Genomic DNA, 13,129 nt, shown 5'->3' on the forward strand with positions numbered 1-13,129 from the left:
CAAATCCTCTCTCAGTTGGTTCAAAATCCCCTTCAAAGTCACACTTGTAGCAACGGTCTATTGGAGTATTGGTTCCAAGATAACCCACACGGTCATAAGCATAATCCCAGACAGCTTCCAAGGCTTTAGGATTTTGCTGGAGGACTGGATACTCACAATAATGGATGAAACCACCTGACGCACCCGCTTCTGGATAGACTTTCTCAAAGTCCAATTTTTCAAACGGTGTTGGATTTTTACGAACATCGTAGTGGAAAGAGTTGGTGTAGTATTCCTTGTCTGTGATATCAGGAATAGAGCCAAACTTCTCTGTATCTAATCGACAGAAACGGTCTGTCAAGCTTTCAGACGGTGTTGAGTAAATGGAGAAATGGTAGCCATATTGGTCTGACCACTCTTCTACACGGCGTTTCATATCGCGAATGATGTCTAGCGTGAATTCCTTAGCATCTGGATTGCTTTCCCAGCTGTTACCAAAGAAGACTGTCGCTACCTCGTACAAACCGATGTAACCAAGCGAAACGGTTGCACGACGATTCTTAAAGAGCTGGTCAACACTTTCTTCTTTACCTAGACGATGGCCAAAAGCACCGTATTGATAGAGGATAGGAGCATTTGCTGGCGTCGCTTCTTTAGTTCGTTCGACACGGTAAACCAGAGCATCTTCAGCGATATTCATACGCTCGTTGAAGATTTCCCAGAACTTATTCATGTCGCCCTCAGACTCAAGAGCAATACGAGGCAGGTTAACCGTCACAACACCTAGATTCATGCGACCTGAATTGACTTCTACGCCATTTTCATCCTTCCATCCTTGAAGGAACGAACGGCAACCCATAGGAACCTTGAAAGAACCTGTCAACTCAACAATTTTATCATAGGACAAAACATCTGGGTACATCCGCTTGGTTGCACACTCAAGAGCCAACTGCTTAATGTCGTAGTTGGGAGTCCCTTCTTCTAAGTTGAGTCCTCTTTTAAGCGTGAAGATAAGTTTAGGGAAGATAGCTGTGCGGTGTTCTGAACCAAGTCCCTTGATTCGGATGTTTAAGATAGCTTTTTGAATTTCCCGCTCAAAACGACTGGTTCCCAGACCAAAACCTAGTGAAGTAAAAGGTGTTTGTCCATTTGAAGTGAAGAGGGTGTTGATTTCATACTCGAGAGATTGCATGGCATCATAGATGTCTTTTTGGGTTTTCTTCCAAGCATAATCTTCCCGTTTTTCAGGCAAGACCCATTCTTCTGCATCTTTGAGATGTTTTTGATAGTTCTTCTCTGCATAAGGCGCCAAAACTTCATCGATACGGTCAGCTGAACAGCCACCGTACTGGCTAGAAGCAACGTTGGCGATAATTTGGGAAATCTGAGCTGTCGCAGTCTGGATAGACTTGGGACCTTCTACCTCTGCATTTCCAATCTTAAAACCATTTTCCAACATACCTTTAAAATCAATCAAACAGCAGTTGGTCATAGGTGTATAAGGGCTGTAGTCCAAATCGTGATAGTGGATATCCCCTTTTTGGTGGGCATTGGCTACGTGCTTAGGAAGCATTTGCAGTCCGATTGATTTCCCAACAATCCCTGCTGTCAAATCACGCTGGGTATTAAAGACATCGCTGTCTTTATTGGCATTTTCATTGACAACTGCCTGGTCTTTGTTGAGTAGTTTATGGATACTAAAGTTAATATCTGTCGCTTTTGAGCGCTCAAAATCCCTTTGTGTCCGATAAGTAATATACTCCTCAGCCAGCGCATATTCTTTGGCTTCAAGGAGTTCATGTTCTACAATATTTTGAATTTCGTAAATCTTAACCCCCTGTGGAAAGCGACTATGAATTTCTGTGACAATTCGCTCGGTCAGAGCATTGAGGCGTTTTTCGACCAAGGGTGTCACATCCATAACCTTGTCTGCCGCCTTGTGGAGAGCCTTGTCAATCTTGTCCACATCAAATACAACACGTCTCCCATCTCGTTTCTCGACGAAGAGAGTTGGTAAGGTTGTAATTTTTTCTTCTAGTGCAATCATATTCATGCTCTTTTCTAAAATGTTCTTTCTAAAAAGTATTATACCACTCTAAAAAGAAAAATCAATATCTTGTGGTAAAAATCCTAAAATTTTTAAAAATACACAAGATATTGATTTAGTTATTTAATTTTATAGACTTTAAACTCTGAGTAATCAGTCTTTACTGGTTGGTAATTTTCTTTGAGCAAGCTATCCACTTCAGACCAGAGCGCCACCTTGTCGTTCACCACAATCAGCTTGGGTTGATTTTCTTTCAAGTCATTGAGTAGCTTATTCCGATTTTCCTCAGTTGCTGTATAGTGCAACGGGGACAAAATAGCCGATGGCGACAAGCGCTCACTCTTACGATAAAGAGTTGCAGTATCATCCCATGCATAGATAGCATCTTCCCTACTTGTCTCCTCTTTTACCAAATCAGCAAGACGATTACGTTCTTGATAAGGTACTGGATAAAGGACAAACTTCATCAAAAAGGGAACAGTCAAAAGATAGACAAGCCCTAAAACTGGCAGATATAGATTTCCTTTGAAGAAACGACTCCATAGGCTAACTGGCGTTTCTCTTCGTCTTCGTCTAACACTACGCCCCCTCTGTTGACTCTTAATATTGGTTACCAATAAAAGTAGGAAAACAGGGAAGACGACCATCAAATAAGAAGCGTGCACAGGCTCTTGTGAAAAGAAAAGTAAAATCAAACCTAAAATTGTCACAAGACTTGCAGGAACCGAAATGACGTATAGTTTAGAGGGTTTAGATTGAAAGAGACCTAAAAAGATACAAACCACAAATCCCAAACCAAGAGACAACAAGCCATAAAAAGCCATATTCTCTAAAATTTTAGAAGTGAAATCAAAGCGAATACTGTCAATGGGATAGCGAATACCACTAATGGCATCCCCAAAACTTCCTGTTGCAACACTATAGTAGGCAGTTGGATAAAAGATAAGTGAAAAACCTAAAGCCACTGCAAGAAACTGATAAAATCCATGTGCAAAACGTCTATGCCCAAGGTTAAAGACCAACAAGCCTAAACTCACTACAGCAATAAACAGGAGCGATGCCAAGGGAGCAAAGAAAAATCCGCTCGCCAAAGCAAGCCCAATCCGTACAAATCCCTTGTCATGTCTTGGATTGCTTAGATAAGCCGCAACTAAACTAAAGGCCGCGAATAAGAAGGGAAGCGCTAAAAGAGTCGCATAACCTCCACCAAAAGCAAGACCTGTAACTAGCATATAAAAAATAGTCACCACTTGTCCAGCTTGATCTCCTTGCTCTGTCAAGGTGTCCGCTGATCTAAAAAGGAAAAATCCTCCTGCTACCAAGGCTAACCACTCAAAGATGGCAAAGAAAAATCCGCCCTGAGTTACATAAGTCAGCAAATAATAAAGCAAACCTTGACTTCCATAATAGTCGCTGTAAATCTTCCCTGTCTGATGAAGAGCCCAACCTGCATAAAAATCCTGCACTTCTTGTACACTCATTAAATCGAGTAATAGCGGTACTCCTAGAGTTATCCCTGTTACAAGCGTACTCCATAGTAAAATTTTTACCAAAGGAAGACGACTTGATTCACGATGATGCGATTCTTGTTCGATTTGGTATTCTAGAGGTTCACGATTCTCCTGATGAACTTCTTCTACTCTACCATACACACTCATATCGTTTCTCCTATTCAATTTATCTGTCTTAGTATATCAAAAAGTCCTAGGATTGTCAGCTTGCGATGGCTGTTTGAGTGATTTTTTGCATAGTTTCACAAAGGTTTCAATTTCCCGAAAGCGGTGTAAATGTGTCTGTTTAAATGTTATGATATAATCCAATTCTTTCTGAGTCAGCATCTGTCCTCCTACATCTTCTTATTCGTAAAAGGCAAGAAAAAGAGGACTTGTTTGTATCCTAAGTCCTCTTTTTCTTATAAGATTGGGGCGAATAACTGGGCGATTTCTTTTACAAGCTTTTGATACCAGCTCGTTTTGATAGAATGAGGATAGACTTCCTGAGAATCTGCAAATATATTTTGAAAATCTCGGGCAATTTCCATTATAGAAGGAGTTTTATAGAGCAAGACTGCATTTTCATAATGGTGTACCAAGCTCCGGTAGTCGAGATTGATTGTCCCCACTACCGCAAAATCTTCGTCTACCAACATCTGCTTACTATGAATAAAACCCGGACTATACTCATAAATCCGAACTCCAGCAGAAAGAAGATCTGGATAAGCGCCTCTTGTGACTAACTGAATGAACTTCTTATCTGGTATGTAAGGGGTGACAATCCGAACATCGACCCCTCTCATAGCAGCATTTTTGATTGTCTCTGTTAAATCATAATCTATAATCAAATAAGGTGTCGTAATATAGACCGATTCAGTTGCTTGATTGATCAAACTCTGATAAACCTTTTTCCCTACCTGCGTTCGAAAAATTGGCTTGGGTCCACTCCCGTATGGAATGGTTAAACCGTCACTTGGGATAGAATGATTTTCTAAATGATATTGATCAAAATCACTAATTTCCCCACGATTGATGTACCAAGTCGTTAAAAACAAACGTGTCAGGGCTTTTACTGCTAGTCCGTCCAAGCGAATTCCACTATCCTTCCAATAACCAAATCTCTCGACGTGGTTAATGTACTCATCTGCCAGATTGACCCCACCAGTATAGGCTATCTGACCATCAACAATCAATATTTTTCTATGATCTCTGTTATTATAGGCTACTGTTAAACGGGGAATAACTTTATTGAATTTATGGGCCTCGATGCCCAGCTGACGAAGTCGATGAGCATAATCTCCTGTTAAAGTAGCCATACAGCCAATATCATCATAGAGCAGTTTAACCTCAACTCCTTGAGCAACCTTTTGCTCCAAGATTTCTAGAATACGATTCCACATCAAACCTTCTTCTATAATGTAATATTCCAAGAAAATAAATTTCTCAGCCTTTTTAAGGTCTTCTACCATCTTTTTCCACATAGCTTCTCCGTTAGGAAAAAATGTAGAGGCAGTTTGATCATAGACATCGGCATTGGTATCCATACTCAATAAGGACTTGATGACGCCATAAGCTGCCTTGTCACTTTCTTTTAATTCCTCTTTTAGTAGCTGGCTTTTTGCTTCTTGGAAATGCATGGAGCCTAGCTTCTTCAGTTGTTTGATTTCTTTTTTGGACAATCGCCTCTCACCAAACATCAGATAGAGCAAGGGGCCAAATACTGGCACAAAGGCTACTAATAACCAGGTTACCTTATTCTCAGGAGTCGTATTACGGTTGACTATCGAAATGATTGTGATGATACTCAGTAGAATGAGGACAGTAATCCATAAAATGGGAGCCATGCGTCCTAAATAAAGAAAAAGACCAAAAACCAGACAAAGTTCAAGTAGCATAATCGAAAGACTAAAGCCATACTTGGACATCAATAATTGAAATTTCCTATATTTCATATCCCCTCCTTGATATTTTGATACTCAATGAAAATCAAAGAGCAAACTAGGAAACTAGCCGCAGGCTGCTCAAAGCACCGCTTTGAGGTTGTAGATAAGACTGACAAAGTCAGTCACATATATACGGCAAGGCGACGTTGACGCGGTTTGAAGAGATTTTCGAAGAGTATGAATGCTAAAAACAGGTAATTGATACTAGTATAACTCAGGTATTAGACAGAAGGCAAGTATTTATGATTATTTTCTAGGTAAAAGTAAAAAGGCTGAAAAATCCAGCTCTTTCTACTTGCATAATCTTATTTAGTTAAAATGATTTTGTCCGATGGGTCTCTATCCATATCGTCTACGACGATTTGATTACCGTTTACAGTGTAAATTTTGACATCATCGCCAATAATCATGCGTTGATTTGCTGCATCAAATGTGACCTGTTTGACTTTCTGATCCCCATCAGTTTCTACCTGTATCCATGTACCAGTTGTACCAGTCACTACCAAAGTGATACGGTCTCCTTCATCCTGACCAGTATAAGTTCCATCAATATCGGTCGGTTGAGCAACAGGTTGGCTTTGTACTGGAGCTGCTTGATTTTGGTTAGTCCCTGCATTTGCAGTATTGGTATTCTGTTGAGCAGGTTGTTGGACCTGCTGCTGAGCCACAGGCTGTTGAACTGGTTGTGTTCTTTGGGAACAAGCAACTAGCAAAGATACACTCGCTAAAGCAACAATAGAAAGTGCTGCTGTTTTGAATGTCATAATAAATGTCCTTTCTCTTGCCATGCTAGAGAAATAGATTTTTTCTTAGCCAGCAATTCATCTAGTATAACAAGTTCAAAAAAGGTGGTCAATTTATATGCTCATGGTCCAGTAGGTAACTCCGTACTTCTGAGATAAAATAGAGAGATCCTGTGATAAACAACAAATCCTGGGTATCGGCTCTTTCTTCAAAATCGCTAATAAATTCTCGGTAAGAGGGAATTACATGGTAACCTGTTACATCTGTCTCGTCCAAAGAACCTTGATAGTCAAAGCCGGTCACCTTGAGTTCCACCTGAGGCAAATTTTCAGTCAGATAAGCCAACATCCCTTGATAATCCTTCCGTTTCAAGGCTCCAAATAGGATTTGAGGACGATAACCTTCCTGCTCTTTTTCTTTGATAAACTCAACCAAGCGAGTCAAGGCAGGGAGGTTATGCGCTCCATCCAAATAAATCTGTGGGCAAATACGCTCCAAGCGACCAGCCCAATGGGTCTGTTTCAAGGCCTTTCTTACAGCCTGCTCATCAACAACTTCCTTTCCTTCTCCCATAAAAAGAAGAAAAGTTTGCAACGCCAAGGCCGCATTTTCCTGCTGATAAGCTCCTTCCAAGCCTATTTTCAACTGTGAAAGATTTAGTAAAGAACTTGAAAAATCGCCATTCAACATTGAAAAATCCTGACCTGCCTGATAAAGGTCAACAGCTAAAGAGGCTGTTTTTTTCTGACAAACAAGCCTAGCTTCTGGAGGCAATTTGGCAATCACTGCCTTCTTACCAGCCTTGAAAATACCAGCTTTCTGCTCTGCGATTGCTTCCAGACTATCGCCCAAAGTCTCCTGATGATCAAGCCCGATGGAGGTGATAACAGCAATCTCTCCAGTTACCACATTGGTCGTGTCAAGTAAACCACCAATTCCCACTTCTAGTAAAACCAAATCCACCGCTTGCTCCCTAAAGTAGAGAAAAGCAATCAAGGTCATCAATTCAAAAAAGGACAACTGGTCATGAGTTTGCAAAAGCGTCTTTTCCATCTCCTTGACTTGCTCAGCTAAATGGATAAAGTCTGCGTCTGCTATAGGTTGCCCATTAATGCAGATTCGGTCATTGATGGAGACGATATGAGGGGAGGTAAAGGTCGCGACTTTTTTACCATGCCCCATAAATAACTCCCTCATAAAAGCAATGGTAGAACCTTTTCCATTAGTACCTGTTACATGGATAATAGGATAAGACTTCTCAGGATTTCCTAACAAATCCACCGCTTGCTGCATTCGGCCCAAACCTGATCGAAAATTCAAACCAATCCGACTATGAAGCCATTCTTCTACTTCAAACATACACATCTCCTTGACAAAAGTCTAATCAATTACCTAGCAAAATTCCGTAGATAACAAAAAACGAGGTCAGGATTTTCGTCCCAACCTCTTACCTGGTTAGCTAATAACTAGCTACTATAAATATTAACGTGGGCTAAAAACGTCCCCCGGACTTACCAGTTCTCTCTTATTTTAAGGAACTGGGCTAAAAACGTCTCCCAGACTGCCTGCGTTTCTAATTTCTGGCGCAGGGCTAAACACGTCCACAGGACGTGTTTACTCCTCCATAAAACTATTGAAGACTTCTTCAATCATGTTCCATTCGTCTTCTGAGTCTTCTGGGATTGGTTGCAATTCACCTTCTGTTCCATCCTCGTTTTCGATGAATGAGTAAGCTTGGATTTCAACTTGTCCGTCTTCGTCTTCTTCTGCGTTAACTGGTACTAGGAGAACATAGTTTTTACCAAATTCTTCTTTTCCATCAATCGTCAAAAGGATTTCAAACAAGGTTTCGTTTCCTTGCTCATCTACTAGTGTGATTAGTTCACGTTCTTCGTGATCGTGGTTATGATCGTGTGACATAGCCTCTCCTTTATATTAAAATTTTCTATCTAAATAATTTTGTAAAATCAGCTGAGCTGCTAACTTATCAATGACTTTCTTACGCTTGTTACGGCTGATATCTGCTTGTTCAATCAACATACGCTCAGCAGCCACTGTTGTCAAGCGTTCATCTTGATAGTCTACTGGTAAACCAAAAAGCTCTTCTAGCTTTGCTCCGTATGCTTGACTAGCTTCCACGCGCGGTCCGCTTGTATTGTTCATGTTTTTAGGCAAGCCCACTACAAATCGTTCCACCTTATAAGTATCAACCAACTCCTTAACGCGGTCAAAACCAAATTGGCCTTGCTCCTCATTGATTTGGATGATTTCAAGCCCTTGAGCTGTAAAACCGAGCGGATCGCTAATAGCTACCCCTACCGTTTTTGAACCGACGTCCAATCCCATAATTCTCATAGGTTATAGATCGACTCCTTGTCCTTTAAGGTAGTAGCGGACCAATTCTTCAACGATTTCATCGCGCTCATATTTACGGATTTGATTTCGTGCATTATTATAACGAGGAACGTAGGCAGGGTCTCCACTCAATACGTAACCTACGATTTGGTTAATCGGGTTGTAGCCCTTATCGTTCAACGAAGCATAAACATCAGTCAGAGTTTCGCTAATTTCTTTTTTATTGGAATCGTCCAATTTAAAACGTACTGTTTCTTCAGTAAATCCCATTCTAACACCCTCTTTCCTTAGAATAGTACCATTATAGCATAATTCCTTACGTTCTACAATTCAGGCAGTCTATTTATTTGGATTTTCTATTGTTCTGTCGCGCCATTTGCCAATCTGTCTGAAATATATTTGCTTGGTTCATTTTTCAAAAGATTTTCTAAACCAATGTTCTTCAAATATTCTAACTGAGAAGCCTTCTTGACATCCAAAACTTGAAAATCATAACTAGTCGTTGTTTGAAGTTCTGTTGCACTCAATAATTTGGTTTCAAGCTTGAAGCCTGCCAATTTACGAGCTTCAATGATAGACTCATCCTTCTCCTCCGCCTCAAGGAGAGCTTTTTGAGTTTCTTCCACACCATGTTGGTCAATATAGGTCTTCAACTCATCTGAGACTGGACGCTTTTGTTGAATGGTTAGGTTCAAAAAAGTCTTGTCTTTATAAGTAATAGTTTGGGTTTGCTGGCTGCCATCATCTGACTTGGGCAAAACCAAAGTCTTGGTTACAACTGTATTCTTCTCAGCATTTTCAATAACTGGCAATGCCGACTGAAGCGTATCCTTTTCTGTTTTTGTAGCTGGTCCAGTTTCTTTTTTATGTCCGCAACCAACCAGGACAAAAAGGAAAGCTAGAGTAACAAGAACTATTTTTTTCATTTCTTTCTTCTTTCTTTTTGAGATTAAAATAGAATAAGACTGGGAATTGCTCCCAGCCTTGATGTTTATAGAGCTGCACGCAAACGTGCTTCTGCATTTTCTACATTACGGACAGAGCGTGGTAGGAAGGCACGAATATCGTCTTCCTTGTAGCCAACCTGCAGGCGTTTTTCATCCACAAGGATTGGGCTCTTTAAAATTCTCGGTGTCTCCATAATCAGATTGAGGACTTCATTGACACTCAAATCTTCAATATCCACTCCGAGGGCTTTGGCATAGCGATTTTTAGATGAAACGATGCTGGCTATTCCATTATCTGTTTTGGTTAGAATATCCAGTAATTCTTCTCTCGTAATTCCTTCTTTACCAAGGTTTTGTTCTTTATAACTTAACTGGTGGGCATTGAGCCAGGTTTTTGCTTTTTTACAGCTAGTACAACTTGAGACTGTATAAATTTTAATCATGTACCTACCCCTTTCGCTACATGTTACTATCAGTTTAGTCTATTATACCATAAAAAACATCCGACTTGCGACCTATTTTTAAATTTTTTTGATTTTTTTCGTCATTTTCGTACTTTTTTCTTGACAAAATGAAATTTACAGCCATTCTTGATATTTTTTGATATAGATTTTTTTCACAATTGTCACGCTAATCATATACAAAATGATGATGAAAAGTAAAAAGATGAAATAAATCGGTTTTAAAGGAGTGAGATGAAGTAGGCTTGCGAGTGGACTATAGGGAAGGAAGGTCACAAAGGCTGCAGCCAATAAGGTTGTCACAAGGACTAGCCAAGCTGGACGACTTTGTAAAAAAGGAATTTTGGCTGAACGCAACATATGGATAACCATAGTTTGTGACCACATGGACTCGATAAACCAACCTGTCTGGAACAAGACAATAAATCCTACGGCCGACTCTGCTCCATGAACATAGGCATGACCTGTCGTCATGGGTACAATGATAAAATAAAGCAAAATGAAGGTCAAAATATCAAAGGCAGAAGAGATAGGCCCCATCCAGACCATGAAGCGTGTGATAGACTTGGCTTCCCAGGTATGCGGATTTCTCAAAAAATCTTTGTCCACCTTGTCAAAAGGCAAGGAGATACAAGACAAATCATAGACTAGATTTAGGATAATCAAATGAACTGGTGCCATTGGTAAAAATGGTAAAAAGATTCCAGAGACCAATAGGGATAAAATATTTCCAAAATTAGAACTGACCGTCATCTTGATATATTTGGTCATATTGGCATAGACCTTACGCCCTTCAACAAGTCCTTTTTCAAGCACCATGAGATCCTTATCAAGTAGGATAACATCAGCTGTTTCTTTGGCAATATCTACTGCTGTATCAACAGAAATCCCCACATCTGCAACTTTCATAGAAGGAGCATCATTGATTCCATCTCCCATATAGCCGACAGCATGACCATTAGCCTTAAATTGCAAAATAATCCTTGCTTTTTGGTCAGGAGAAAGTTTGGCAAAGACAGTTACCTCCTCTACGGCTTGGGCCAATTCTTGATCACTCATCTGATCAATTTCAGATCCCAACAGCATCTGATTGATATCCAAACCAACCTTTTCACAGACTGCTTGGGTAACCTTTTCGTTGTCTCCCGTTAAAATCTTTGTTTGAACTCCATGTTCTAACAAAGCCTTAATTGCTGGTGCAGCAGATGGTTTTGGTGGATCTAGGAAGGCTAAATAACCAGTTAGAATCATGTCCCCTTCGTCATCAACTGTATAGGCATGTTCTTCCCTCAAACCTGACTTATAAGCCACTCCCAAGACACGCAAACCTTGTTGATTGAGTTGTCTGACTTCTGCTAATATTTCCTCTCTAATAGCATCTGTCAAGGGAGTAATCACTCCTTGGTATTCCGCATGACTGGAAATCGCAAGCATTTCCTCTAGGGCACCCTTGGTTACCAAACTAACAACTTCGTTCTCATCCTTGACGATGACACTCATCCGTCTACGTTCAAAGTCAAATGGAAGTTCATCGATTTTTTGGAAGCTAGTATCCAAATTTTGTAGAATAGCGTGTTCTTTAGCTTCTTTTTCAGTTCTACTGATAATGGCACGGTCCATCAAATTTTTCAAGCCAGTTTGAAAATAAGAATTGAGATAAGCTCGTCTCAAGACAGTCAAATCCAAGCGTCCGTGGATGTCCAAGGGATATTCAAGGACAATTTCGTCTTGGGTTAGAGTTCCTGTCTTATCTGTACACAAAATATCAATTGCCCCTAAGTCCTGTATGGCATTGAGTTTCTTGATAACCACTTTTTCCTTGGCCATGATAATAGAACCTTTTGCTAGACTGGCCGTGATGATCATAGGAAGCATCTCAGGTGTAAGCCCGACACCCACACTCAAGGCAAATACACCAGCTTCTAACCAATCTCCATCTGTTAAACCATTGGACAAGAAAACGATGGGCACCATGACCAACATCAAGCGAATCAAGAGCCAAGAGATACTATTCATCTCTCGTTCAAACGAAGTAGGCTCGTCATATGTGTTTAGAGTCTGCTCAATGGCCCCCATCATGGTATCATCACCAACCGCCAAAACCACAGCCTTGGCACTACCAGACAAGACATTGGTTCCCATAAAAGCCAAGGATTCGGCTTCGAGCAGACTATCAGATTGTTGCACTGTTGCCTTGGTCAAGGCCAATTTTTCAACAGAATCACTTTCGCCTGTCAAGCCAGACTGTTGGACAAAGAAATCGCGCGACTCAAATAAAAGAAGGTCTGCTGGAATCATGTCTCCAGCGCTTAATTTAACCACGTCACCCACTACCAAGTCATCGATAGGTACTTCTTGGATTTCTCCTTGACGAATGACAGTCGCTGTGTTGACAATCATTTTTGAAAGATTGGTGGCTGCCTTATCACTGCGAAGTTCTTGGATAAATCGAATGCCTCCAGAAATGAGGACTAGGACAACGATGATAATGGAAGTCGTCGGATCTTCCTGACCTGGTTTTGCCAACCAGACATTGGTCACTAAGGAAATCACGGCGATAACCAGCAAGATGATTGTAAAAGGATTGATGATTGATTCGTAAATCTTTTTCAAAATCGAATCTTCTTGGCCTTTGGTAATCACATTGTCGCCATAGAGGTTACGATTTTGTTCGACTTGTTCCTCAGTCAAGCCTGTTAGACTTGTCTTATAAAAAGATAGAGTTTCGTTTAAAGATGTATGAATAGCTGTTGCTAATCTTTCTTTTGTAGTTTTCATTGGTTTCTCCTATCTGTATGAATGATGTGTTTCATACACAGAGACCAATCACTTTATAAGGGCAGAACGACACAAATCAGCGATTGGCTGTGTATGTGCGGTTCCGGATGGTCGTCAATTTGCATCGTCTGTCTCCTTTCTTTGTTTTAAAACAGTAGAAAATCCTACCATCAAAAAATGGCAGGATTAAAAACTAAATATCTGTTTTTTCGTTCAAGCTTTAACTCCATAGGGCAATGAAATGAGCTTAGTCTTGACCTTCGCGACCAGGACTGTTGACCAACGAGTAGTGTCTCCACTGCTTTGCGGTAGTCATCCGTATCCCTATGGTAGCCTCACCTACCGTTTTCGTCTTTCAGTATAAACCTTTAAAATTTAAAAG

The 13,129-nt window shown here is 40.5% G+C and carries 11 protein-coding genes and 1 riboswitch; all 11 genes read right to left on the reverse strand.

Translation table 11 applies throughout. The features are described from left to right. Positions 1 to 2,026 (reverse strand): anaerobic ribonucleoside-triphosphate reductase (gene nrdD, locus WKI23_RS01715; RefSeq protein ID WP_368078738.1); only part of this gene is annotated, 2,026 nt, incomplete at its 3' end. Between the two features lie 119 nt (positions 2,027 to 2,145). Further along, complete coding sequence (locus WKI23_RS01720; RefSeq protein WP_368078739.1) at positions 2,146 to 3,684, reverse strand: damage-inducible protein CinA; 1,539 nt, start codon at positions 3,682 to 3,684, stop codon at positions 2,146 to 2,148. 254 nt (positions 3,685 to 3,938) lie between these two features. After that, positions 3,939 to 5,471 (reverse strand): cardiolipin synthase, encoded by a 1,533-nt coding sequence (gene cls, locus WKI23_RS01725; RefSeq protein ID WP_368078740.1) that lies wholly within the window; start codon positions 5,469 to 5,471, stop codon positions 3,939 to 3,941. A gap of 296 nt (positions 5,472 to 5,767) precedes the next feature. Next, positions 5,768 to 6,226 carry an SP_0198 family lipoprotein gene (locus tag WKI23_RS01730; RefSeq protein WP_368078741.1) on the reverse strand — a complete coding sequence of 153 codons (459 nt, stop codon included), beginning with the start codon at positions 6,224 to 6,226 and terminating at the stop codon, positions 5,768 to 5,770. Positions 6,227 to 6,314: 88 nt separating this feature from the next. Next, a complete protein-coding gene (locus WKI23_RS01735) occupies positions 6,315 to 7,565 on the reverse strand; it encodes a folylpolyglutamate synthase/dihydrofolate synthase family protein (RefSeq protein WP_368078742.1) in 1,251 nt (416 codons plus the stop codon). Positions 7,566 to 7,820: 255 nt separating this feature from the next. Beyond that, entirely contained in the window at positions 7,821 to 8,126 is a 306-nt protein-coding gene (locus WKI23_RS01740) for a DUF1292 domain-containing protein (RefSeq protein ID WP_000017620.1), read from the reverse strand. Between the two features lie 15 nt (positions 8,127 to 8,141). After that, the gene (gene ruvX, locus WKI23_RS01745) at positions 8,142 to 8,561 is read right to left on the reverse strand and encodes a Holliday junction resolvase RuvX (RefSeq protein WP_004239076.1); all 420 of its coding nucleotides are present in this window, start codon (positions 8,559 to 8,561) and stop codon (positions 8,142 to 8,144) included. 3 nt (positions 8,562 to 8,564) lie between these two features. Then, positions 8,565 to 8,831 (reverse strand): IreB family regulatory phosphoprotein, encoded by a 267-nt coding sequence (locus WKI23_RS01750; RefSeq protein WP_000507059.1) that lies wholly within the window; start codon positions 8,829 to 8,831, stop codon positions 8,565 to 8,567. 86 nt (positions 8,832 to 8,917) lie between these two features. Continuing rightward, the gene (locus tag WKI23_RS01755) at positions 8,918 to 9,487 is read right to left on the reverse strand and encodes an SP0191 family lipoprotein (RefSeq protein ID WP_368078743.1); all 570 of its coding nucleotides are present in this window, start codon (positions 9,485 to 9,487) and stop codon (positions 8,918 to 8,920) included. 65 nt (positions 9,488 to 9,552) lie between these two features. Then, the gene (spx, locus tag WKI23_RS01760) at positions 9,553 to 9,951 is read right to left on the reverse strand and encodes a transcriptional regulator Spx (RefSeq protein WP_000591165.1); all 399 of its coding nucleotides are present in this window, start codon (positions 9,949 to 9,951) and stop codon (positions 9,553 to 9,555) included. A 135-nt stretch (positions 9,952 to 10,086) separates the two neighbouring features. Further along, positions 10,087 to 12,747, reverse strand: coding sequence for a magnesium-translocating P-type ATPase (mgtA, locus tag WKI23_RS01765; RefSeq protein ID WP_368078744.1), 2,661 nt, complete (start codon positions 12,745 to 12,747; stop codon positions 10,087 to 10,089). Positions 12,748 to 12,944: 197 nt separating this feature from the next. Continuing rightward, positions 12,945 to 13,096, reverse strand: a riboswitch (M-box (ykoK) riboswitch). Between the last annotated feature and the right edge of the window lie 33 nt (positions 13,097 to 13,129).

It is taken from the genome of Streptococcus pseudopneumoniae (genome assembly GCF_038148955.1).
GTDB lineage: Bacteria > Bacillota > Bacilli > Lactobacillales > Streptococcaceae > Streptococcus > Streptococcus pseudopneumoniae_T.

Bases quoted from the DNA above. Each gene is read 5' to 3' on its own strand.
- WKI23_RS01730 (WP_368078741.1), bottom strand. From the start codon at position 6,226: ATGACATTCAAAACAGCAGCACTTTCTATTGTTGCTTTAGCGAGTGTA.
- WKI23_RS01740 (WP_000017620.1), bottom strand. From the start codon at position 8,126: ATGTCACACGATCATAACCACGATCACGAAGAACGTGAACTAATCACA.
- WKI23_RS01720 (WP_368078739.1), bottom strand. From the start codon at position 3,684: ATGAGTGTGTATGGTAGAGTAGAAGAAGTTCATCAGGAGAATCGTGAA.
- WKI23_RS01755 (WP_368078743.1), bottom strand. From the start codon at position 9,487: ATGAAAAAAATAGTTCTTGTTACTCTAGCTTTCCTTTTTGTCCTGGTT.
- spx (WP_000591165.1), bottom strand. From the start codon at position 9,951: ATGATTAAAATTTATACAGTCTCAAGTTGTACTAGCTGTAAAAAAGCA.
- cls (WP_368078740.1), bottom strand. From the start codon at position 5,471: ATGAAATATAGGAAATTTCAATTATTGATGTCCAAGTATGGCTTTAGT.
- ruvX (WP_004239076.1), bottom strand. From the start codon at position 8,561: ATGAGAATTATGGGATTGGACGTCGGTTCAAAAACGGTAGGGGTAGCT.
- mgtA (WP_368078744.1), bottom strand. From the start codon at position 12,747: ATGAAAACTACAAAAGAAAGATTAGCAACAGCTATTCATACATCTTTA.
- WKI23_RS01735 (WP_368078742.1), bottom strand. From the start codon at position 7,565: ATGTTTGAAGTAGAAGAATGGCTTCATAGTCGGATTGGTTTGAATTTT.
- WKI23_RS01750 (WP_000507059.1), bottom strand. From the start codon at position 8,831: ATGGGATTTACTGAAGAAACAGTACGTTTTAAATTGGACGATTCCAAT.